We start from the raw sequence: 23,066 nt of genomic DNA, 5'->3' as shown, positions 1-23,066 counted from the left end.
CTAATTGTATGTAGGAACGAGCCATTATCTAAACTTAGATAAAAGGATGCAGGGAATTATTATTTATCAACTGATAAGAACGTTTGTTCTTTCGTGTGTAGATTTATGGTATAATTTATCTAAATCTACTATTAGAATGGGGATTAGATGATGGGAGAAAATAAAATTATTAATGATTTTAAAGATTATTCAATATGGATAACCACATTGAAAGGTATGAAAGAAGAATTGTGGACAGCGCCAATATCAGAGGGGAAATGGACTATTGGTGAGATTGTATCTCATATTATGAATTGGGATGACTATCTTTTACGTGAGACATTATCATCAGTGAGAGATAGACAGGGAATGGAGTTCCCTGACTTTGATACATATAATAAACAAGCCTCTAATTATGCAAAGTCAGGTATATCTAAGATAAAACTTCTTGAAGAAGCACAAGCTAAAAGAGATTTACTTGTTCAAGAGCTTAACCGACTGTCTATTGGAAAGCTAAAGGAACATTTAACTGCCAATGGAGTATCATATTGTCCTCATACTGGAATGCCGTACTCTCTAATATATATTATTAAAGAATTCGTAGATCACGATAACCATCACAAAAGGCAGATTATTAATTTTTTAAATGAAAATCAAGTTGTTAACTGATAAAGAAAGATCCCGCGAATGATACTTGCGGGATCTTTAATTAATTATAATTTAACATTCATTTGTTTCAATAAAGTTTTCGGATCACCTTTTACATAATAAAAATGTGGATTATTCTCATCATCGTAAAGCATAATGTAAGGTTTTTCATTAAGTGGGAGAAGGATGAGTACTTCATCGATTGTTGTATGTAACCATTGATTTGTAATAGGAACAGGTTTCGATAATGGGATTTTTATCATATGTCCATCTTTCGGAACGACATTTAAGTTTTTGAACGAGCCAGTAATGGATTTAGCATATTGAACAGCTTCTTTTTGAATAGCTGGATCTAAAGATTGTTTTTGAACGACCATTTCTTTTTTACAATCAAATACTTCAATTTGTTTATTTGTATTTGCGAACGCATTTGTTGATAATAAAAAGAAGAGAAGAGTAATGACTCCTATTTTTTTGAACATGAAACAACACCTCACACTTACTATACCCTCAAACGTTGTAAATATTTTTATGTCACATTGATGTAACAAAGAAGTTGTATGATAAAATTGATATTTGTTTATAAGTAATGGAGGAAATGTAATGAAAGTATTAATCGCAGATGATGAACAAGATATGCTGAAAATTTTAAAAGCGTATTTTGAAAAAGAAGGCTTCGAAGTTTTATTAGCAAAAGATGGAGAGGAAGCACTTCAAATATTTTATGATGAGAAAATTGACTTAGCTATTTTAGACTGGATGATGCCGAAAAGTAGTGGTATTACTGTCTGTCAGGAAATAAAAAAGAATTCGAGTGTAAAAGTATTAATGCTTACTGCGAAAAGTGAAAGTGAAGATGAATTAGCAGCTCTTCAAAGCGGGGCAGATGAGTATGTGAAAAAACCATTTCACCCAGGAGTGCTAATTACGCGAGCGAAAAAGCTTGTACAGCATGAAGATGTTATTCAAGTTCAAGATTTAAAAATAGATTTCACCAAAAATAAAGTATATAAAAATGAGAAAGAATTAGACATTACAAAGACAGAATTACAATTAATAAAGTGCTTTTTAAATCACAAAGGCACGATTTTAACGAGGAAAAAGTTGTTAGATATCGTCTGGGGATTTGATTATTTTGGGGAAGAGCGAACGGTTGATACGCATGTAAGAAGATTACGTAAAAAAATAGGAGAAAATATTATAAAGACACATCGCGGTTTAGGATACAGTTTGGAGGAAGAGTGTGAATAAACTCGGTAAAAAGTTATTTTTCAGCATCTCTTTAACAGTCATCCTTATTTTTGCCATCTCTTTATTATTAATTAACTATTTTTTACCAAAATATAATGTGCACAAAACACGCGAAAGCTTAGAAGGCATTACAGCGCAAATCCAGTCAATACCGCGTAAAGAACTGGATGATGCTATAAATCATATTGAAAATGAAGGTAATGTTACGATTGCGTATACATCAATAAATAGTTCAGAAGATGCTATTAATGAAGAATTACGCATGCAACTTACAAAAAAGAGAGTTGCATTGAATAAACTTTGGATTACAAAAGAAGAAATTACGAAAGTGAAGAACATCGGACAATCGAATAAAATATATGATCAAGAAAAGATAAAATCTAGTTTTTTTGCGAAATACATTGCGAAAGATGATATGTTGATTTTAGTAGGAGTTTCTATCGCACATTCCAATGAAGTAATTAAAACGCTTAACTCATTTTATATATACATTTTGGGATTCTCACTATTTCTTATTATCGTGCTCGTCTGGATTTTTTCAAAAACAATCACTACACCACTGAATGAATTGAGTGATGTCGCAGAAGATATTTCACGTCTGAAATTTAAACGGACGAAAGTTAAAACGAATGATGAAATAGGTGATTTAGCAAATAGTATAAACATTATGAGTGATAAATTACATGAAGCACATCAAGATTTAACAGATCGAAATGACCACTTAAAACGATTTATGGGCGATGTAACTCATGAATTAAAAACACCAATCGCATTAGTAAAAGCATATTCTATGGGAATAAAAGACGGTTTAGATGATGGCACATATGTTGATACAATCATTAAACAAACAGATCAAATTTCAAATTTAATTGAAGAGTTATTGCGATTTTCTAAACTAGAAAGAGATATTTTACAAAAAGAAGAATTCCCTATTGAACCACTAGTACAAAGTATAATAGATAAGCATAAGATTGAACTGGAGTCGAAAGAAATCAAGTTGCAAGTGGACTATAGTGTTGGTGACACGATTGTTTATGCTGATTTAAATAAAATGAGAATGGTCTTTCAAAATTTAATTTCTAATGCGATAAAATATACAACGAATCAAAATATAAAAATCATATTAGAAGAGAAAAATGGCATTGTGTATTTTCAAATTCAAAATGGTATTGCTGCTGAGGGAATTAAAGAGATAGATAAAATTTGGGAGCCTTTTTACGTATTAGAGTCTTCTCGCAGTAAAGAAAAATCAGGTACTGGATTAGGATTAGCGATTGTAAAAAGTATATTAGAAAGACATGGTTTTGAATACGGAGTTTCGGTAGAAGATGGAGAAATACAATTTTATATGTATATAGAAAGGAACTAATTGTTATTAGTTCCTTTTCTATTATCTTGAAAGATTCGAATGTTTTACAAAATTCTCAACTTTCTACGAAATATAAACTGAATTTTCTGCATTTTTAATGTATAGTAAAAGAAGGAATATATGGGGAGGGAAGGGCATGAGGAAAAAGAAATTAGCAATAACACTTTCAGCTATATTATCTTTAACAATTACTTCAGGAGTTTCTAGTATGACTGCACATGCAGAAAATGAAGGGAGCTCTGTAAAAGGGAGTGATATTAAGTTAAATGGTCAAGTTTCAGAAGCTTTAACTCCAAACACAAAAATTCAATTGGAAAATGGGATGACAAAACCAATCTATTCTCTTGATGAAGCAATTATTGAAAATTTATTTGTAGAGACAGAAGTCGATAGTGATAGAGATGGTAGGAAAGATCGAGTATCGATTAAAGTTATGCGTCCAAAGACAGAATCAAATGTAAAAGTTCCTGTTATATATGAAATGAGTCCATATCGATCTGGATTAAAAGATGTGCCTGTTTATAATGTTGATGAAGAATTGTATGCGTATGAAGGAAAACCGTATGGGGCAGTTAATCTTGGGTCGTATGGTAATTATTATGTTCCGAGAGGATATGCAGTTATTTTAGGCGAAAGTATCGGAACTGGAAAATCAGATGGATGTCCGACAACTGGAGATGAACAAGAAATACTAGGGACGAAGTCTGTCATTGATTGGGTAAATGGGCGTGCAAAAGCATATACAGAGGATGGTAAGGAAGTAAATGCAAATTGGTCTACGGGAAATGTAGGAATGACAGGAGTTTCTTATAATGGTACGTTACCGAATGCTGTCGCAACGACAGGAGTGGAAGGGTTAAAAACAATTATTCCAATCGCAGCGATTAGTAGCTGGTATGATTATTATCGTGCAAATGGGGCGGTTATTGCGCCAGGTGGATATCAGGGAGAAGATACAGATAATATGGCAGAAGCAGTACTAACAAGAAAGAACCCTGAAGTTTGCGGGCAAATTATTAAAGAACTAACAGCTGGACAAGATCGTAAAACAGGCGATTATAACGATTTTTGGGATAAACGTAACTATGTAAAAGATGTTAAGAATGTGAAGGCTAGTGTGTTTGTTGTTCACGGTTTAAATGATTGGAATGTAAAAACGAAGCAGTTCGCACAGTGGTGGGAAGCTCTTGGCAAAAATAATGTTCCTCGTAAAATGTGGTTACATCAAGGTGGACATGGCGGAACATCAAGTAATAACTGGCAACAAACCCAAAATAAATGGTTCGATTATTGGTTATATGGAATTGAAAATGGAATTATGGATGAACCGATGGTAGATGTACAACGTGAAAATAAATCGTGGCAAAAAATAAAAAATTGGCCAGATCCAGCAGCTGTACCATCAAAAGTCCGTATGTATTTAAGTAATAAAGCAGTCAATCTACCATTAAGTATGGGATCAGTAAACAATGTTTTCTCATTAGTAGATGATGCTAAAATAAAGTCAAATCAACTAGTAGAAAACCCTGAGTTAGAAATAGCGAATCGATTAGTATATACAATGCCTGTACTGCAAAAAGATATACGAATAAGTGGTACGCCTAAAATTTCAATAACAGGAAATATTGATCGATCTGTTTCAAATTTAACAGCTTTACTTGTTGATTATGGCGGAGCGAGGCCTGAAATTGTAACGAGAGGTTGGATGGATCCGCAAAACTTAAATAGTATAGAAAATTCAACAGCGATTCAACCTGGTAAAGATTACACATTTACATGGGACATGCAGCCAGATGATTATGTATTTAAAGCAGGGCATCAAATGGGGGTCGTTTTAATCGCAAGTGATTACGATTATACAATTAGACCGAAAGCAGGAACGAAGCTAACGGTGAAATTGAGCGAAGTGACATTGCCGATTGTGAAATAAATAGTTTTTGATAAAGAGCTTACTATAGTAAGCTCTTTGTTTATAATCGGAATTTTCAACTTTTATATGTTCAATCGCGAGGAAATATTATACAATGTAAATATATTACATGGAAAGTGAGTGATAAATTATGACAGTCAGCTCTTTCGAATTCTCATTAAAATTTGAGGTACGGAAAGATTAAGTAAATTAGAATCTTCCGTACACATAAAACGGAGGAGAAAATAAATGTTTAGTTTTTATAGTACACTTTGTACAGAACTATATGATTTTACAAAACCTGTCGGTTATTCTTTAAATGGTGATATTGAGTATTACCAAGAACGTTTAAATAATTGTGGGGGAAGAATTCTCGAAGCGGCAGTAGGATCAGGGCGTGTCATTATTCCACTTCTTGAAGTTGGATTTAAAGTTGATGGGATAGATTATTCAACTGAAATGCTAGATTCTTGCCGTAAGCGTTGTAAAGAGAGAGGCTTAAACCCTAATTTATACCAAGGAAGCTTACAACAATTTTCATTACCATATAAATATGAGGCGATAATAATTCCTACCGGATCCTTTTGTTTAATTGAAAATCGTGATGATTCTATAAACGCTTTGAAATGTTTTTATGAACATCTTAATCCAGGTGGGCGTTTAATTGTAGACCTTGGACTTCCGTATGATTGGAAGACGGGTGAGATTCATACATCGACTTTTTCCTTACCAAGCGGAGACGGGATTACATTAGAAAATAAATCAATTGAAATAGATTGGCTTAACCAAGTAACTGTATCATATTTAAAATACGAAAAATGGAGTAAAGGAAAGTTAGTACAAACTGAACTACAACGTTTTGCAATGCGGTGGTATGGAATAGAAGAGTTTAAACTCCTTTTAGAAAGTATAGGTTTCACTGACATTACTTGCTCTGCTGACTATGTTTATGAAAAGCAACCGTCAAATGCAGAACAAATTATTACTTTTGAAGCTGTACGAAAGTAATAATATAGGAACTATTCATGAAAATAAGGCAATCGACACAACATCGACTGCCTTATTTTCAATTTTAGGATATGTTTTATTTCATTGTTTATAGAGAAAAATCGGAGGAAAACAAATGAAATTCATCTTAATATTTGGCCCGCAAGCAGTCGGGAAAATGACAGTCGGACAAGAATTAGCGAAACTAACAGATTTGAAAAATTTTCATAATCACATGACCATTGATTTAGTAAGTCCATTTTTTGATTACAGTACAAAGGAAGCAAAAAGATTAGTAAGTTTGTTTCGTAATGAAATATTTGAAGAAGTGTCTAAAAGTGATTTATACGGAATGATTTTTACATATGTATGGGCATTTGACCTTCAATCGGATTGGGAGTACATAAACCATGTAGTAAGTATTTTTGAATCAAAAGGCGCAGCAGTATATTTTGTAGAGCTCGAGGCAGAATTAGATGAAAGATTAGAGCGAAATAAAAGTCCACATAGACTAGAGCATAAACCGAAAAAAAGAGACATTGAATGGTCTGAAAAAAATTTAAAAGAAACGATGAAAAAACATAGATTAAATTCATTTCATGATGAAATTGAAAAAGAAGAGTACATAAAAATTAATAATACTCATTTGAGTGCTAAAGAAGTAGCTGTAATGATTAAGGAAAAATTCCGATTGTAAAATACTTAAATGCTGTTACGTTTTCATTGTCCAAGCATTCTCCTACTAACTACATATACTATTTATATTAAGGACGGTCACTAATTTATTGAGAAACCGTCATTTATATATAAATGACAACTTTGGAAGGAGGTAAGAAAAAATTGGAAAATGAACAGCCAGGAAGAATTGAAAATCAAGTGTATTCTAATCGAGTTGTAAGATCAGAATTTGATAAGCATTGGGAAACTTGTATTTCAAAAAGTGGTTATGTAATCTATGTAGCGACAAGTGATCATGCTGAAGTAATAGTACTTCTTTCAGATGGTTCAAGTAAATTGTTAATCTTCGAAAAAGGCGGAAAAGTAGTAGTGGGTGGTGGTGGAACAAGTCATTACAGCAAACCGCATATTGCAAGAAATATTTAATGTGAAAAATATTAATCGAGAAGATGCTGGTAGCCTTATAACCTTTAATTTATATATAAAAATACAAATCATAAAGTAAGTTTTTTTAGATTCTGGCGTTTTTTGTAACAAAAATAAGATGAAAAAGATCTTTAACGTATAAAGGTCTTTTTTGTTTTATTATAGCAGGGATATACTGTATACATAAAAAAGTGTAGTGAAAAACAATCAGCCTTTCATGTACTATACATGAAAGGCTGATTGTTTTTATGTGTTGAAGGAGTCTTTTACAAGAATTGTAGTTTTTAGATTGATAGTTAAAACTGTAACAGCTTATGTATAATTAATATCATTTTGTCAAATGAATGTCACATAAAAGTCTTATAGTGTATATAGAAAGTGAAACATATACAAAGCAGGAGATGAAATGATGAAAAAGGCACTACAATATATATTCATATTATTTACGTTAGTTACTTTAAGTTATGTAATTTATATTAACTATGAAAAGCAGAAAGAGATTAAAAATAATAAACAAGTAATTAGTGAAGTTGCAAAGAGGTATGATATTCCAGATTGGATACCATTATCTATTGCTGATCATGAAACAAAATTTGATCGAAAAGCGATAGGGGATAACGGAACATTTTTCGGATTATTCCAATTACATCGTGGTGGATTAGCACCAGCGCAATTATCGGAAGAGAGTTTAGTGGATTCGCGTATAAATACAACGATAGCAATTTCAAGTATGGTCAAATCGTATGAACGTGGTGTGAAAAAAGGACTGCAGGATTGGGAGTTGCTTAAATATGTTGCTAATACATCAGGGTGGCCAGGAAACTTAGGGGGAGAATGGACAGATAATAATACGAAATATAATAAAGGGCTAGAACAATCATATCAATTATATAAAAAAGAGAAGTAGATATAAAAAGGCATTTTCAATTTGGGGAAATGTCTTTTTTATGTTATAGTATAAAAGTGTTTGGGTGTTATGTTATTTCGATATATCTTCAAATTTGTTGTGTAGTATTTTTATATTAAATAACTACTAAAATCATTTTTTTATATAAGGAGTAAGAAGTAGGGATATGAAAAATATAGATTTTATACTAGAAAGTGATGAAACATTAAAACCGTCAGAACGATTAGTGCTATTATTATTAGAGAAGCATAGAATGTTATATACGAACGATCTATTAGCTCTTTCAAATTTATCATATAAAACATTAACAGATTCACTAACAGCACTCGTTTTAAAGTCTTATGTTTTAAAGGATACAGGTAAGGGAAGAAGGCAGAATTGTTATAGATTAGTATGATAAGAGTACTGCTATAGATTCTTGCTATATATGTATTTTTCAAATGTAAGGATAAATTCCATTTTTATTTTCAAGTGATAAAAAACTATTAATTTAAGTAAATAGCCGGTTTTGAATATATAAAGAGTTCATGGCTGCTAAATATATAATTTCATTTCATTTTTATTAATGTTTATTAGTTGTAAGTGAAAATGATATTTTTTTAAACAAATATAAAAATGAAATTCAAAAACAATCTACTCATTAGAGTGGGTTGTTTTTTTATTAGGATAGCGAATTATAAAAATAATATTATTATGTAAACTTAATTATTTAGAAAGGAACATGTGATTATTAATGGAATTTATTAAGGGGTACTCAACATTTGTATACATGGAGGTTCATTATGGAACAAATCATATCAATATCACAAGCAGTCATAAGAGGGGAAAAAGAAAAGGTAGTAGAAATCATTAATACGGATCCAAGTGTTGTTAACTCATTTAGTGAAGATGGATGGACACCGCTTCACTTAGCTGCTTATTTTGGACAGAAAGAAATTGCAAGTTTCCTTTTAGAACAGGGAGCAGAAATACATATTAGAGCAAAAAACGAAAATGAAAATACACCTCTTCAAGCAGCAATTGCGAATAAGCAAAGCGAGCTTGTAGCTTTCTTAATTGAAAAGGGATCAGATGTGAATGCTGTGCAAAGTGGTGGCTGGACAGGACTTCATGAAGCGGCGTTATTAGGAAATGAAGAAATCATTATATTACTTCTTGAAAATGGTGCTAATAAAATGATTAAGAAAAATGATGGAAAAACCGCATATGATATTGCTTTAGAAAAAGGGTATGAATCCCTATTACATCATTTGCAAGAGGAAGTGAGCTTATGATTAGCCACTGGAATGTAGGGATTTTTCTTTTTAATGAAGTGGAAGTGTTAGATTTTGCGGGTCCATTTGAAGTTTTTTCCGTTACAGCAACAAGTGAAGGTCAACTATTTACAGTTCATACTGTTAGTCAAGATGGAGAAATGATTACAGCGAGAAATGGATTAAAGGTACAACCGGACTATAGTATCGAAAACTTGCCTCCAGTTGATATTTTAATTATTCCTGGTGGGTTAGGTGTTAGAGAAAACGAAATGAAAAATGAAATAATAACAAATTGGATCCGCGAGCAAATGAAAGAAGTAAAGTTAATGACTTCTGTTTGTACCGGTGCGCTTTTACTTGCGAAAGCTGGATTACTCGATGGCTTCAAAGCGACAACACATTGGGCAAGTATTGAAAGTTTTAGAAATGATTTTCCGAATGTGGAAGTATTAGAGAATGTAAAGTTTGTAGATGAGGGGCATATTATTACGTCTGGAGGAATTTCAGCTGGAATTAATATGTCATTTCACATTGTGAGAAATTTGTTGGGTGCTCGGGTTGCTGAAGAAACAGCGAAGAGGATGGAATATGATATAGATTTAAAGTATTAAAAGTAAAACAAGACCAGCAGTTGGATATTTCCAGCTGCTGGTCTTGTTTTATATTGACTGAATATGCGCTAATTCCTCATCTGTAAGAATCGGACGGATAGACGAGTCTGCATTTTCTTTCGCTTGTTTTTCTGTTTTTGCGCCAGGAATTGCGATCGATACCGCTGGATGAGTGAGGACATAACGAAGTGCAAGTTGCCCTAAGGTTTGATTTTCATTTGAGAGTAATCGTAGTTTCTCTACTTTTTGTAAATCTTCTTGAAACCACTTTTCTTTTGGCCATTCTTTGCGTAAATCTCCGTCAAGAAAAGTTGTTTTATTTGTAAATTTTCCAGTTAATATCCCCATTTTTAAAGGGCCGCGTATAACAGCTCCTAAATTGTTCTCCTGTAGGTAGGGCAGTATGTCGTTTTCCGGTTTTCGGTTTAATATGTTGTAATCAAGTTGCACAACATCAATTTCATTGTTTTTATTGAAGTGTTTTATATATTGTATGTCGTGAGTTGAAACACCAACAGCTCTTACTTTTCCGTCCCGTTTTAATATTTCAAATGCTCGTAAAAATGATTCTGTTTCTTCTTGTTTATCCCACCAAATGTGACAGAAATAAACATCAATATAATCTGTTTCTAGGCGCAGTAAGCTAGTTTCAAATACTGCGATCACTTTTTCTGCAGTATTATAAACAGGCTCTCCACTTGGATCATAGTGATGCCCAATTAAACCGCCTTTCGTTGATAAAACGATATTATTGCGGTGCTCTCTTATCGCTTGAGTTACTAACCTTTCACTATGTCCTAATCCGTATACATCAGCAGTATCAATAAAGTTTACGCCACATTCAATTGCTTTCTTCATAGCGGTTATAGATTGTTTGTCGTTAACAGGACCCCATTCATCGCCGCCAATCGCCCACGCTCCAAAGCCAATTTCAGAAACAGTAATTCCAGTTTTACCTAATGTACGGTAGTGCATCATTTTTCCTCCTTGTAAGCATGTTATAACATCGGTATGCAAAACTAGAATTTATATGTGTAAAAATGTTTTCTACAATTGGGGAAAAAGAATAACATAAACTACTATTTTATAGCAGCATAAATAAAAATTCTCATTTTAAATACAGAGATGTCGTCGAACGCTATCTCTAATTGGTTAATTTGTGAGATTTTTTTGTGAAGGAGGTTATTTTATAAGAATAGAATTTAAGTTAGTAAGAGATCGTGCCTATGGTAGTGAGAAAATATGGGTTAGGGGGATTTGAAAATGAGGAAACTCAAAAGAGTCAATGTTCCTAATATACCAGAGCAACTATCACAGCCTAACGACAAGCGAACTATAAATAAGAAGAAGTTAAGGCGTTTTATTTTCATGTTCATTTTTATTGCTGCGACTACTTTGTACGTTCAATATATTTTAACGAAACAACAAGAAGTAATTAATGGCAAAAAAAATACAATAACAAATCAAAAGAAACAATTAGTTTCTTTAAAGAAAGATCAAGGTTCTTTAAAGATTAACATTGAGAATTTAACCGATAATGAAGAAGAGATTTTAAAGTTTGCTAGAAAAGAGTATCAATTTTCTAAGTCAAACGAAACAATATTCGTATTGCCAAAGTGAAGTGGTGGAACAGTTAGCGATAGCTAACTGTTTTTTGATGTATGAGGGAAAAGTTGTTTGTAGTGTGAATGTCATGGTACAAGGAGAAATGACATATTGTAAAAATGAGAAGTTTGAGCCAATTTTAATTGTTTTAAGAGATTTTCATAATTATGGAATATATGTCAAAATAAATATTGTTAAAATTCTGTCAATTGTATATAATACAAGGTAAGCGGATACATTTTTTAATCAACGTTGAGTTAACAGCTTATACGTCTGTTAAGAAAACCGTTATCCTCGTATAAGAAAGGAAGATAGCTGTGTACGCTTCAAATACAATTTACGTCGTAGGGGATGCGAAAGCACCTCAAAATAATCCCATTACCGAAAAGTTCAAAAGTTATTTTGTAGCATTTGTACTTGAGAAGGATACAGGGGAAATTGTAGATGCAGATTGCTCAGTCACAATTGCATTAACATCTCAATTTGTTAAATATTTGTTTCTACATAAAAATATTAATGACCCAGCATTAGTAACAGAAATAAAAAATCGGTACTTCGGTTCGTGTCAAAAGGCGCTACTTGTAGCGCTAAAGGATGCACAGAAAAAATATAATCAGATCGCTGCTTTGTCTACCCATTCATAGACAAAATCCAGCCGTAAGAATCTTCTTATGGCTGGATTTTTTTGTTTCGCATTAACGGAAAAGCCACCCGGATATTAAAGTATCACTCTATAAACAATGAAAGGATGAACAAAATGAAAATTACCGATGTGAAGGTAAACCGCCGACATGTAAAGCTTCATACACCGTTTAAAACTGCGCTTCGCACTGTAACGGAAATCGAAAGTATAGATGTGTTTATTCATACAGATGAAGGGATTGTTGGAAAAGGAGCTGCTGCAGCAACACCGGTTATTACAGGTGATTTTGCCAACGGGATTGAGGAAGCGATATTAGGGCCAATTCGCTCCGTATTAGTTGATAAAGATGTGCTGCAATTTCAAACGTTATTGTTACACATTCAAATGAGCTGTATAGGAAATACAAGTGGGAAAGCGGCGGTAGATATGGCTTTATACGATGTATATTGTCGATTTCACAACATACCGTTATATGCATTGTTAGGTGGGAAGAAAGAGATTTATACTGATATTACAGTAAGTGTTGATGAGCCTTTATTAATGGCAAAAGAAGCGAAAAAGCATATCGAAAAGGGATTCCAAACATTAAAAATTAAGGTGGGTAAAGAGGCACATTTAGATTTAGAACGCATAGAGGCAATTCGAAATGTAGTACCAAAGAATACGACGTTACGTTTAGATGCAAATCAAGGATGGAAACCGAAAGAAGCGGTTTCTATTATTAGAGAAATGGAGAATAGAAATTTAAATATAGAATTTGTAGAACAACCAGTTCATGCGAAAGATTGGGAAGGATTAAAGTACGTGAAGGACAATGTACAAACGCCTATTATGGCAGATGAAAGTATGTTTTCGGCAAGAGACGCATTAAAGATTGTCCAAGGAGGATATGCAGACCTACTTAATATTAAATTAATGAAATGCGGCGGCATACGAGAAGCATGGAAAATTGCGGATATTGCGGAAGTAGCAGGTGTGAAATGTATGGTCGGAAGTATGATGGAATCTTCACTTTCAGTTAGCGCTGTTGCCCATTTAGCTGCGGCTCATCCGAATATTCATTACTTTGATCTTGATGCACCGTTATGGTTAGTAGAAGAGCCAGAAGGGATGACTTACACTGGTCCAAAGGTAAACCTGCATTCTAGAGTGAATATACAATCTTAGAAGTAGTACCTAGTAAACTATCTTATAAGGGGGATATATATGAAAAAAGTAGGAACTGCATTTTTAACAACTTTATTTATATTTTCATCGTTTACTTCGGTGAATGCTGAAGAGAAGAAGGATAGTAAAGCATTTATAGATGTATCTGCTGCAACGTTATGGACTGCACCAGATTCATTACGACCAATTGATGCACCGAGTGCGACAAATCCAGTTGATTTATGGAAGTGGACGAAATCAATGACGCTAGATGAGAAGCTTTGGTTAACGAGTGCAAATAAATTAGAAACGCAAGCGCTACTCGGTCAAGAAGTAACAGTAATTGATAAAAAAGGTGATTGGGTAAAAGTACTAGTGCACGGACAGCCAACGCCGCGAAATGAAGAAGGGTATCCAGGGTGGATGCCTGAAAAACAATTAACGTATAATCAGGAATTTGCAGATAAAACAAACGAAGCTTTTGTATTAGTAACGAAACCGACAGCAATTGTATATATTAACCCTTCTGAAAAACATAAATCGCTAGAAGTCAGTTATAATACGCGTTTACCGCTATTAAGTGAAGATACGATCTCATACCGCGTATTGTTACCAAATGGTCAGAAGGCGTGGCTACGGAAAAATGATGGAACTGTTTACCATTCTCAAAATGATATTCCGACTCCAACCGCTGATGACTTAATAAACACCGGAAAAATGTTTTTAGGATTACCGTATATATGGGCTGGTACAAGTGGTTTTGGATTTGATTGCTCTGGATTTACACATACGATTTATAAATCACATGGCATTATAATACCGAGGGATTCTGGGCCACAATCAAAAGCAGGAATTGCGGTTGATAAAGAAAACCTACAAAAGGGCGATTTAATATTCTTTGCACATAATCAAGGAAAAGGTAGTGTTCATCACGTTGCCATGTATATTGGTGATGGAAATATGATTCACTCTCCAAAGGCTGAAAGATCGGTAGAAATTATACCGCTAAATACACCAGGATATATAGAAGAATACGCTGGTGCTCGTCGTTACTTACCTTAAAAAAGATAGGGGGGCTTTATATGAAAAAGGTTGTTCACTACTCATTAGTTAGTACTCTACTTGTATCTTCATTTTTAGTAGGCTGTGCTAAAGAAAAAACAGCTACAAAGCCGAAAGATGAGAAGAAAGTATTACAACTACTAGAAACGGGTGAAATTCCATCATTAAATTCAGGGAAAGTAACAGATGCGGTATCATTTAACGTTTTGAATAACGTAATGGAAGGGTTATTCCGTTTATCGAAAAATGATGAAGTGATTCAAGCGGGAGTACAAAAATATGAAGTGAGTAAAGATGGTAAGACATATACATTCCACTTACGTGATGCGAAATGGTCTAACGGAGATCCAGTAACAGCTCATGATTACGTATATGCTTGGAAGCAACTTATAAATCCAGATACAGCCTCTCAATATGCATATATCGCGTACGATGTGAAAAATGCGGAGAAGATAAATAAGAAACAATTAGGCTTAGAAGAATTAGGTGTGAAAGCAAAGGATGATAAAACGTTCGTTGTAGAGCTGGAACATCCTGTACCGTATTTTACGAAACTACTCATTTTACCATCTTTCTATCCAATTAATGAAAAATATGCGAAGGAGCAAGGTGATAAATACGGGTTAGAGGCAAATAAAGCGATATATAATGGGCCGTTTACATTATCAGAGTGGAAGCACGAAGCGAGCTTTACAATGAAGAAAAACGATAAATATTGGGATAAAAAAGAAGTGAAGTTAGATGAAGTAAACTATCAAATTGTTAAAGAAATTTCAACTGCGGTAAATTTATATGAGACAGATAAAGTTGATAGAGCTGTCATTTCAACAGAATTCGTAGATAAATATAAAAATAATAAAGATTTGAAACAATATACAGATCCGGTTATGTATTTCTTCCGTTTCAATGAAAATGTGCCGATTCTTAAAAATAAAAATGCACGTCTTGCGCTAAGTACAGTGTTTGATAAAAAGGGCTTGGCGACATCATTTTTAAATGACGGATCAGTTGCTGCGAATTATTACGTACCAAAAGGATTTTTAAAAGGACCAGATAAGAAAGATTTTAGAAGTACGGCAGGTGAGTTTAATAAGACGGATGTAAAGCAAGCGAAAGAATATTGGGAAAAGGCGAAGCAAGAGACAGGCACAAATGAAGTGACGTTAGAACTATTAAACTATGACTTAGAGAACTTTAAAAAGGTAGGCGAATATATTAAAGAACAGCTTGAGAAAAACTTACCGGGGCTAAAAGTAAATGTGAAATTACAACCACATACGCAAAAATTAGCGTTAGAGAAGAAAAAAGAATACGAAATGTCGTTATCACGTTGGTTACCTGATTATCCAGATCCAATGACATACTTAGAAGTTTTCCTTTCGGGAAGTACCGTAAATAATACAGGATATGCAAATCCAGAATATGATGCGTTAATTAAGAAGATTAAAACAGAATTAGGTAATGATGAAAAAGCTCGTTGGAAAGCACTGCAAGATGCGGAAAAAGTGCTCCTTGATGATGCGGTAATTGCACCAGTATTCCAGCGCGGTCTTTCTTACTTACAAAAACCATATGTGAAAGAATTATATGTACATCAATTCGGTCCAGCTACAAGTTTAAAATGGGCAGATGTACAAAAATAAAGTGATGGAGAAACAGACTTCACGTATGTGATAGTCTGTTTTTTCTTATAGATTCAAATGAATTATAGACATTTTATAAGTTTTTTCATAGCTTAAAAATAAAATTATTACATAAATTCCAGTGTGAAATTTATGTAGAATCTTGTATAATTAACATGTTTCTTTGGAAACATTTTCTTTCTCTATGAATGTATGAATTTGCAGAGAAAAGAGAGGAATACATACATGTATACAATAGATAAATAGAATGGGACATGTATAGAAAAAAGGAGAAAAATGATGACGTGTCATAAACAAGGGTTACAATTTATTAGCAATAGAAAGAGGAATAAACGATGAAGATGAAGCATGCTTTCGGACCAATTATTTTAGCCTGTGTACTCTTTTTCATTGTATTGCTTATTCCATCTAAGAGTTTAGTGTCACTAATAAGCGATAAAAAGATAGAAGATGCAGCAACTTCCTTACAAAAAGAGAAATTACAAAGTGTTTTCTTGCAACAGAAAATGTTAGAGAATTCGCAGTATTTACCGATGTATGGTTCATCAGAGTTTTTACGAATGGATGCATATCATCCATCTAACTATTTTAGAGTAAATCCAGCAGGTTTTACTCCATTTTTAATAGGGACTGGTGGTACGCAAAGCTTGGCTCATATATTAAATATGACGTCTACAATGGATGAATTAGAAGGTAAAAAGGTAGTCTTTGTTCTTTCACCACAATGGTTTACAAAAACCGGTGTATCACAAGGGGATTTTACAAATAATTTCTCCAAACAACAAGCCTATCACTTTATTTTTAATGACGAAATAAAGCCTGAAATGAAGAAAAAAATCGCGAAACGTTTACTAGATTATAAAGTTGTTCGTAAGGATGCGATATTAAGTAGTTCGCTAGAAAGTATTGTATATAACGATACAAAACATAACATAAAAGCTGGACTAGCTAAACCGCTAGCGTATATGTACCGGAACATTTTAGATCATCGAGATTTATTTAACTCTCTATTTAAGATCGAACCGATGAAAGAGGAAACAAATATGGGATTACGTTCGCTTTCTTGGGAAGATGCACGTAAACATGCGGAACAAGAAGGTAAAGTAGGATCCACAACAAATACATTCGGAATTGAAAATCCATATTATTATAAACATAATTTAAAGAAAAAATTAAAAGGTTTAAAAAACTTTAGAGCAAATGAATCGTATGATGATTCACCAGAATATGATGACTTACAAATTGTTTTAGATCTTTTCAAAGAAAAAAATGTAAAACCACTCTTTATTTCTGTGCCTGTAAACGGACCGTGGTATGATTACGCTGGTTTCCCAAAAGAACGTCGTGATGTGTATTACAATAAGGTTCGCGATCAAGTTGAGAAAGCAGGATACCCAGTAGTCGATTTTTCTAGCCATGAATATGATAAGTATTTCTTAAAAGATACGATTCATTTAGGCTGGAAAGGATGGATCTATTTTGATGAAGCAGTGCAGAAGTTTTACTCTGAAAAATAATGCATAAACAATAGAAACAGGAATGGCAATAAAGCCGTTCCTGTTTTTTAGTATAGAGGATTTTGGTGTGGGCAATTTGGAAAGGCGTGTATATCTTGAATTTGTCTAAAGTCATAATGTTTCATGGCGAACTGGGCTTGGTAAAGGTATTCATAAACAAATAATTGATTATTTTGAACGCCGCATAAAACGCCGGATGTCCCTTGCCCATTAATGAGAGAAACACCAACAGGGCGTCCGATTAAGTATGGTGCTTTTTGCTGCCAATGCATAGGGAATCAATCCTTTTTGAGTTACTATACGTATTTTATAGTGGAATTGTTGCTTATCCATGTAAATCTTAGACTGGAGGGGTTTTTATGTAATGTCTAGAAGTTATATATGAATCGATTATTAGTGTGAAAGAGGAAGGAATGAATTATGGAGAAAGAAAGTATTCTAGAAAAAAAGTTAAGTCTAATAGATTGGTGCCAAACGTTGAAGTATGTAACTAATGATGTATGGTTTAAACCTTTTAGAAAAGGTTCATGGGGAACCGCGGATGTGATTTCACATTTAATCGTTTGGGATGAGTTTTTAATGAAGTTTAGAATTCCATACTTTATAAGCGGACAATCTGTATCCAATGTTCCAACAGGTGTTGAGGAAATGAATGAGGGTGCAATAAAATATGCGAGATCCGGTATTTCAAAAGAAGAACTATTAGATCAATTCAGCTTTACTCGTAAACAATTAGTTGATCAAATTAATCAAATTCCTGCCCAGAATTTTAATGGTGACTATCAATTCGGCACAAAAAGAGTGAGGTTAAACGATTATTTTCCATCACTCATTCAGCATGACTTAAAGCATAAAGAAGAAATAATGCAATTTATAATATATAAACAAGCCTATAATAAAAAAACGCTATAATTCTACATGAATTTATAGCGGTTTTTATTATAATCTTAAGCAAGATTTTTACGTTTTTTTGTCCACTTTTTTATTACGAAATATAAAAGTATAAGTACAACACCACCGATAGCGAACGATTTCACATACGGTCCAGCAATATCGTTAATATTCTCCCAATTTTCACCTAGTTTCTCACCTAAATAAATGAAAATGATAGACCAAGGGATGATCGCAAGTGCTGTTAATGTAGTGAAACGTAGTAATGGCATTTTTGTAATACCAGCAGGAATTGATATCGCATGACGAACGATAGGAATGAAACGTGCAGTGAAAATTACGCCAGTTCCGTAACGATTAAACCAATCTTCAGCAGCATCCATTTGTTTTTTATGTATGAAAATATACTTACCGTAACGTTCTAATACAGGGCGACCACCATATCGACCAATCCAGTAAACAAAGATTTGGGCAATAACACCACCAATTGTACCGAATATAACTGCGCCTACAAATGAGATACTACCATTGAATACTAAGTATCCCGCATAAGCAAGGACAATCTCACTTGGAATAATTTCAATCATAAGTCCAAGCATTATGCCCCAATAACCTAATCCCTCAAAAAATGTTAATACTGAATGAATAAAACTACTTAACATTGTTGCACCTTCTAATTTATGAATTTTGAATATAAGCCCCTTTATTTAACAATATAAAAGGTTCACTATATGTAGATTATACCTTATTTATATAGGGGATTGCCATTTCAATTCTTTTATGTCTCTCATAAGTATTATAGTAAAGGATATAAGCCCAGTTTTCATGAAGAGATAATGAAAAGATTATTAAAAATTTCTCATAAAAAAATAGAAGCATTTCTGCTCCTATTTTTTACGGTTTCACTTCTAAATTTTGTAAAAATAAAGTTGCTGTTACGTAACGTTTCGCTAACATTTGTACATATGCGGTATGTACAGAAAGGGTGGCGATAATAATGGCGTTACGAATTGCTTCGCGTTGTTCGTTGTTAACCTGATCGAAATTGCTTGCAATTTTATCAGCTCTTTCTTTCACGATATTTTCAATTGTATGGATTGTGTCTGTTGCATTTAATTGTAAGCAATTCCCTTGATTGAGTTCTTCAAATAGAGAAGAGTATGCTCCGTACAAATGAACAGGATTGATTAAGTCATCACTTCGATCGGCCGGGTCATTTACGATGAGTCGTAATAGTTTGCGAATAGATTCAAAATCAAGCGCTGTTTTTAAATCTTCGACAATGAATAGTAATGCTGCTTGTTCGATTGAGTATTTCTTCCCTTTTTGAGGGGAGCCAATCATTTCTTTTATATCTCGTTTCACCCAGTTTTGCATAGCAGTTACAGAGAAACTCGTGTTTTCAATCTGATTGCCAAGCGCAACTATTTCATTTAAAGAAAAACCGACATCCGTATCGTCAATCTTAATCAATTTTTCAAAAATAGGTGAAAGTGCGGTTGTAATAAAAGCAGTAACGCTTTGTCCGCTTTCAATATCTTTTTTATGTGACTTTGCCCAAGCTTCTTGTAAAATGCCGAGAGGCTTCTTCGTATTCCATCCTCTTAGTGATAGAAGGAGCGTTGCCATTTCGTTTCGTGTGAGATGAAATGTTTCCATCTTTTCACCTCCAAAATTATAAAAAGTTCTTATGAACTTATAATATGTTTTGTTTCATTTAAAGTCAATTCCGTTTTGCTTAATTTTTCCTATGTCATGAAATTGTCGTAAGTAAATAATGCTTGCATATTTCGACAAAAGTTCATATAATAAGTTCATAAGAACCTTTAAAATGGTTTTAAAATAAATCTATCATTCTGAATTTACTAGAAAGATAGATTTCACATATATCTATATAAAAGGAGAATGGATATAATATGTTGAAAAAACTTGTAGCAGTAATGACAGCATTCATGGTTATCTTTGGGGCTAGTAGCTTTATGTTCGTAGATCATGCGGCAGCGAAAAGTTACAAATCTGGTAAAAAATCATATACACCAAGTTCAGGTCAAAAGTCAAAAGTTGATTTAAACAAAAAAGATTCTAATGTGAATTCACAAAAAACGACAACTGATTCAAAAACAAAAGCAACAAACACAGCGCCAAAAAGTAATAAAGGTGGCTTTATGAAAGGCCTATTACTAGGTGGTCTTGGTGGTTTACTAATGGGTAGCTTATTTGCAAATATGGGAGCACTTGGTTCTGTATTAGCGTTTATGGTAAATATGTTAGTAATGGCTGGTATCGTAATGTTAGCAGTTCGTGCATTTAAATACTTCAAAGATCAACGTAAGAAAAAGGCAGATGAAGTAGCATGGAAACAATAAAAATTTCTGAACAAGAACTTATAAATGCACTTTGCGTATATATCGCTGAAAAACGACAAGTTGGTCCAGAAGAAGTTTCAGTTGAACTAATGTATGATGATGACTACGGTTTCTCTGCAGAAGTAGAGGTAAATGGTCGCCAGCAAATTTTAATTCAAGCAAACTTAATCGAAGCACTACGCTTGTTGCTTGATCGAGAATACAACGTCAATTCATTTGCAGCAAGATTGCAACTTGAATTAGATGATGAAGAAGGCATCTACGCATTAGCGAAATTTAATAACTCGGACGAGTAGTGAAAAGAGCTGTTGAGAGTAATCTCAGCAGCTCTTTTTAGTATGTGCATATGTAGAAGAATAATCACGCCAAAGTTCATTCATCTTCCGTCTACCAACATCAATCATTGGATTAAATTGAATCGCTGCTTTTTGACGAACAGAGTGAACGTTTTGAATTGCTTGTTGTAATTGTTGGTCGACTACGTCAAGTTTCTCACTTGCATGTTTAGCGACAGATAGACCTGCAACTGTCCCTTGCACCATCGCGATTTTTCCGCTTTCAATACCAGTAATATTTCCAGCTACAAATAAACCTGGAAGAGGGGTTTCCATTTCTTCTGAATGAAGTGGAACATGTCCGCCTAATTCTGGAATGTAATGGAAAGGGCATCCTGCTACAGCGGCAAGCTCAGCAAGCGGATATAAACCTCCGGCTATACAAACGAAGTCTGCCTCATAGATCTTTTCTGATCCGTTAATAATATTCCCTTTAGAGTCAATGTTAGCAACACGTACACCCTCTACTTGATCTGTACCGATAATTTCAAGTGCAGCTTTACGAAGATGAAGCGGCGTCCCGTTTATTTTCATGCCGCTATTTGGATAAAATGTTAATCCAGCTTTTCGAATCCAATCATATTTCATAAAACGGCTACCTATACGTAGGAAGGGAGATGGGGCGAGGTGAGCCGCATTTAAGAGCGATTTTAAAACTTCTTCTGGTTCACCGGCCTTTTGGCTTAACTCGCTTTTTTCAGGGATTACAATATGATCCACTGTGATGCCAGCTAATTGCAATTCGTTTAAAATGGCGAATGACAAAATATTAGCACCGATAATGATTCCCTTTTTACCAACTTGAACGCGGTGAACATTTGTCATAACTTGAGCTGCGCCAATTGACATAACCCCTGGAAGTGTCCAACCGGGTAGGGGAATAGAATACTCCGCAGCCCCAGTAGCAATTAGTACGAACGGTGCTTCTAACGTACCGATATTTGTATGCACGAACCAACAACTCTCATCTTTATCTAAATTATATACGGAAACACCGCACCGAATATCGACTGAAAGGGATTTTGCTTCTTCGTGAAGACGTTTTGATTCTTCTATTCCGTTCCACCATTCCCCAGTAGGCTCTTGATGCAACTGTCCTAACAATCTCCCGCCCGGCTTCATAAATTCATCAATAACAAGTACGTTAAGTCCAAAACGTGCACAAGAGATGGAAGCTGATAATCCTGCTGGTCCTGCACCAATAATAATTACATCGATCATCGCTTTTTCACCATCTCTCTCACGATATTTGGATGCTGTTTTCCGCTGTCAACAACCATATCGTTTTCAACTACAGTTAAGCAAGCTCGTACATTCGTTTGATTGTTTACAGTCACGCGGCATTCAGAACAATGCCCGATATTACAATAAATACCTCGCGGAGTTCCGCTATCTTCATGTACTCTTAACGTTCTTATTCCGTTTGCAAGTAGAGCGGCCGCTATCGTTTCATGTTCATATGCTTCGTATTGTTGACCGTTAAATTGAAAAGTGATGTGCTGATTATTATTTAAATTACCTAAAATAGGGTGATTTGTAATTCTACTCATGATTTTCACCTACCGCTCCAAAAGTAACTGCACGCACGGGTGGTTGATATTTTAATGGAATTTCATTTTGGGATATGTTAGGATTCGCATTTTCTACCATTCGTTCTATCGTCATTCTACATGTTCTACCGCCGCAAAAACCCATACCAGCACGTGTTCTTAGTTTTAGCTCACGAGCTGAGCAATTATATTCAGCAATTGTCGATTGAAGTTGTCCGTATGTAACTTCTTCACAACGACAAACAATTAAGTTCTCTTTATTCGTCATATGTATTCCTCCTCTAGTT

At 34.0% G+C, this 23,066-nt stretch carries 29 protein-coding genes; 21 read left to right on the top strand and 8 right to left on the bottom strand.

The genetic code is table 11. The features are described 5' to 3' along the window. Positions 1–150 precede the first annotated feature (150 nt). Positions 151–648: a DinB family protein gene (locus tag MKY90_RS14400; RefSeq protein WP_098168346.1), complete on the top strand. Its 498-nt coding sequence runs from the start codon at positions 151–153 to the stop codon at positions 646–648. Between the two features lie 44 nt (positions 649–692). Here MKY90_RS14400 and MKY90_RS14395 read toward each other — a convergent pair whose 3' ends face one another. Then, complete coding sequence (locus MKY90_RS14395) at positions 693–1,109, bottom strand: hypothetical protein (RefSeq protein WP_141506968.1); 417 nt, start codon at positions 1,107–1,109, stop codon at positions 693–695. Positions 1,110–1,230: 121 nt separating this feature from the next. Here MKY90_RS14395 and MKY90_RS14390 point away from each other — a divergent pair, with 121 nt between their 5' ends. The 10 genes from MKY90_RS14390 (at position 1,231) to MKY90_RS14345 (ending at position 10,021) form a co-directional block, all read left to right on the top strand. Beyond that, positions 1,231–1,878, top strand: a complete 648-nt coding sequence (locus tag MKY90_RS14390; RefSeq protein WP_000865958.1) for a response regulator transcription factor — start codon at positions 1,231–1,233, stop codon at positions 1,876–1,878. After that, positions 1,871–3,247 (top strand): sensor histidine kinase, encoded by a 1,377-nt coding sequence (locus MKY90_RS14385; protein WP_002168206.1) that lies wholly within the window; start codon positions 1,871–1,873, stop codon positions 3,245–3,247. Before MKY90_RS14390 ends, MKY90_RS14385 begins: the two co-directional genes overlap by 8 nt. A 136-nt stretch (positions 3,248–3,383) precedes the next feature. After that, positions 3,384–5,177 carry a Xaa-Pro dipeptidyl-peptidase gene (locus MKY90_RS14380; protein WP_098168344.1) on the top strand — a complete coding sequence of 598 codons (1,794 nt, stop codon included), beginning with the start codon at positions 3,384–3,386 and terminating at the stop codon, positions 5,175–5,177. A 228-nt stretch (positions 5,178–5,405) separates the two neighbouring features. Further along, positions 5,406–6,164 carry a class I SAM-dependent methyltransferase gene (locus MKY90_RS14375; protein ID WP_002127787.1) on the top strand — a complete coding sequence of 253 codons (759 nt, stop codon included), beginning with the start codon at positions 5,406–5,408 and terminating at the stop codon, positions 6,162–6,164. A gap of 115 nt (positions 6,165–6,279) precedes the next feature. Beyond that, entirely contained in the window at positions 6,280–6,840 is a 561-nt protein-coding gene (locus MKY90_RS14370) for an AAA family ATPase (RefSeq protein WP_002127786.1), read from the top strand. Between the two features lie 143 nt (positions 6,841–6,983). Continuing rightward, positions 6,984–7,247 carry a hypothetical protein gene (locus MKY90_RS14365; RefSeq protein WP_002127785.1) on the top strand — a complete coding sequence of 88 codons (264 nt, stop codon included), beginning with the start codon at positions 6,984–6,986 and terminating at the stop codon, positions 7,245–7,247. Between the two features lie 406 nt (positions 7,248–7,653). Next, positions 7,654–8,154: an invasion protein gene (locus MKY90_RS14360; RefSeq protein ID WP_098168343.1), complete on the top strand. Its 501-nt coding sequence runs from the start codon at positions 7,654–7,656 to the stop codon at positions 8,152–8,154. Between the two features lie 166 nt (positions 8,155–8,320). Further along, positions 8,321–8,551, top strand: coding sequence for a hypothetical protein (locus MKY90_RS14355; protein ID WP_000789035.1), 231 nt, complete (start codon positions 8,321–8,323; stop codon positions 8,549–8,551). A gap of 385 nt (positions 8,552–8,936) precedes the next feature. Continuing rightward, positions 8,937–9,428 (top strand): ankyrin repeat domain-containing protein, encoded by a 492-nt coding sequence (locus MKY90_RS14350; RefSeq protein ID WP_002127784.1) that lies wholly within the window; start codon positions 8,937–8,939, stop codon positions 9,426–9,428. Then, entirely contained in the window at positions 9,425–10,021 is a 597-nt protein-coding gene (locus MKY90_RS14345; RefSeq protein ID WP_002168209.1) for a DJ-1/PfpI family protein, read from the top strand. The genes MKY90_RS14350 and MKY90_RS14345 overlap by 4 nt, the downstream gene beginning before the upstream one ends. A gap of 48 nt (positions 10,022–10,069) precedes the next feature. Here MKY90_RS14345 and MKY90_RS14340 read toward each other — a convergent pair whose 3' ends face one another. Beyond that, positions 10,070–10,996, bottom strand: a complete 927-nt coding sequence (locus MKY90_RS14340) for an aldo/keto reductase (protein WP_341091671.1) — start codon at positions 10,994–10,996, stop codon at positions 10,070–10,072. A gap of 288 nt (positions 10,997–11,284) precedes the next feature. Here MKY90_RS14340 and MKY90_RS14335 point away from each other — a divergent pair, with 288 nt between their 5' ends. The 7 genes from MKY90_RS14335 (at position 11,285) to dltD (ending at position 17,637) form a co-directional block, all read left to right on the top strand. Next, positions 11,285–11,641 carry an FtsB family cell division protein gene (locus tag MKY90_RS14335; protein WP_078179081.1) on the top strand — a complete coding sequence of 119 codons (357 nt, stop codon included), beginning with the start codon at positions 11,285–11,287 and terminating at the stop codon, positions 11,639–11,641. Continuing rightward, positions 11,580–11,855 carry a hypothetical protein gene (locus MKY90_RS14330; protein WP_002127780.1) on the top strand — a complete coding sequence of 92 codons (276 nt, stop codon included), beginning with the start codon at positions 11,580–11,582 and terminating at the stop codon, positions 11,853–11,855. Before MKY90_RS14335 ends, MKY90_RS14330 begins: the two co-directional genes overlap by 62 nt. 88 nt (positions 11,856–11,943) lie before the next feature. Continuing rightward, complete coding sequence (locus MKY90_RS14325) at positions 11,944–12,270, top strand: DUF3870 domain-containing protein (protein ID WP_341091668.1); 327 nt, start codon at positions 11,944–11,946, stop codon at positions 12,268–12,270. Positions 12,271–12,383: 113 nt separating this feature from the next. Further along, positions 12,384–13,436, top strand: a complete 1,053-nt coding sequence (locus MKY90_RS14320) for a dipeptide epimerase (protein WP_078179082.1) — start codon at positions 12,384–12,386, stop codon at positions 13,434–13,436. A gap of 39 nt (positions 13,437–13,475) precedes the next feature. Continuing rightward, positions 13,476–14,477, top strand: coding sequence for a C40 family peptidase (locus tag MKY90_RS14315; RefSeq protein WP_341091666.1), 1,002 nt, complete (start codon positions 13,476–13,478; stop codon positions 14,475–14,477). A gap of 20 nt (positions 14,478–14,497) precedes the next feature. Next, entirely contained in the window at positions 14,498–16,120 is a 1,623-nt protein-coding gene (locus MKY90_RS14310) for a peptide ABC transporter substrate-binding protein (RefSeq protein WP_078179084.1), read from the top strand. Positions 16,121–16,455: 335 nt separating this feature from the next. After that, positions 16,456–17,637 carry a D-alanyl-lipoteichoic acid biosynthesis protein DltD gene (dltD, locus tag MKY90_RS14305; RefSeq protein WP_002127775.1) on the top strand — a complete coding sequence of 394 codons (1,182 nt, stop codon included), beginning with the start codon at positions 16,456–16,458 and terminating at the stop codon, positions 17,635–17,637. A gap of 47 nt (positions 17,638–17,684) precedes the next feature. Here dltD and MKY90_RS14300 read toward each other — a convergent pair whose 3' ends face one another. Then, a complete protein-coding gene (locus MKY90_RS14300) occupies positions 17,685–17,909 on the bottom strand; it encodes a hypothetical protein (RefSeq protein ID WP_078179085.1) in 225 nt (74 codons plus the stop codon). A gap of 148 nt (positions 17,910–18,057) precedes the next feature. Between MKY90_RS14300 and MKY90_RS14295 the strand changes: the two genes are divergently transcribed. Next, positions 18,058–18,549 carry a DinB family protein gene (locus MKY90_RS14295; RefSeq protein ID WP_098632519.1) on the top strand — a complete coding sequence of 164 codons (492 nt, stop codon included), beginning with the start codon at positions 18,058–18,060 and terminating at the stop codon, positions 18,547–18,549. A gap of 35 nt (positions 18,550–18,584) precedes the next feature. Here MKY90_RS14295 and MKY90_RS14290 read toward each other — a convergent pair whose 3' ends face one another. After that, on the bottom strand, positions 18,585–19,190 hold the full coding sequence (locus MKY90_RS14290) for a DedA family protein (RefSeq protein ID WP_002032601.1): 606 nt from the start codon (positions 19,188–19,190) through the stop codon (positions 18,585–18,587). 232 nt (positions 19,191–19,422) lie between these two features. Then, the gene (locus MKY90_RS14285) at positions 19,423–20,187 is read right to left on the bottom strand and encodes a DUF1836 domain-containing protein (RefSeq protein WP_016127125.1); all 765 of its coding nucleotides are present in this window, start codon (positions 20,185–20,187) and stop codon (positions 19,423–19,425) included. Between the two features lie 257 nt (positions 20,188–20,444). Here MKY90_RS14285 and MKY90_RS14280 point away from each other — a divergent pair, with 257 nt between their 5' ends. Together MKY90_RS14280 and MKY90_RS14275 are read left to right on the top strand one after the other, a co-directional pair. After that, complete coding sequence (locus MKY90_RS14280) at positions 20,445–20,894, top strand: hypothetical protein (RefSeq protein ID WP_002032604.1); 450 nt, start codon at positions 20,445–20,447, stop codon at positions 20,892–20,894. After that, a complete protein-coding gene (locus MKY90_RS14275; RefSeq protein ID WP_002127770.1) occupies positions 20,882–21,190 on the top strand; it encodes a YxcD family protein in 309 nt (102 codons plus the stop codon). Before MKY90_RS14280 ends, MKY90_RS14275 begins: the two co-directional genes overlap by 13 nt. Positions 21,191–21,214: 24 nt before the next feature. On the opposite strand, the gene MKY90_RS14270 is transcribed toward MKY90_RS14275, so the two are convergent. The 3 genes from MKY90_RS14270 to MKY90_RS14260 are packed head-to-tail and all read right to left on the bottom strand — an operon-like array spanning position 21,215 to position 23,047. Then, positions 21,215–22,450: an NAD(P)/FAD-dependent oxidoreductase gene (locus tag MKY90_RS14270; protein ID WP_002127769.1), complete on the bottom strand. Its 1,236-nt coding sequence runs from the start codon at positions 22,448–22,450 to the stop codon at positions 21,215–21,217. Next, positions 22,447–22,779, bottom strand: coding sequence for a (2Fe-2S)-binding protein (locus MKY90_RS14265; RefSeq protein ID WP_033713751.1), 333 nt, complete (start codon positions 22,777–22,779; stop codon positions 22,447–22,449). Before MKY90_RS14265 ends, MKY90_RS14270 begins: the two co-directional genes overlap by 4 nt. Then, positions 22,772–23,047 carry a (2Fe-2S)-binding protein gene (locus tag MKY90_RS14260; protein ID WP_003189776.1) on the bottom strand — a complete coding sequence of 92 codons (276 nt, stop codon included), beginning with the start codon at positions 23,045–23,047 and terminating at the stop codon, positions 22,772–22,774. Before MKY90_RS14260 ends, MKY90_RS14265 begins: the two co-directional genes overlap by 8 nt. Positions 23,048–23,066: the final 19 nt, after the last annotated feature.

It is taken from the genome of Bacillus sp. FSL P2-0099 (genome assembly GCF_038007445.1).
In the GTDB taxonomy this organism is placed as follows: Bacteria; Bacillota; Bacilli; order Bacillales; family Bacillaceae_G; genus Bacillus_A; species Bacillus_A mycoides.
This window is presented reverse-complemented; position numbering and strand designations above follow the sequence as displayed.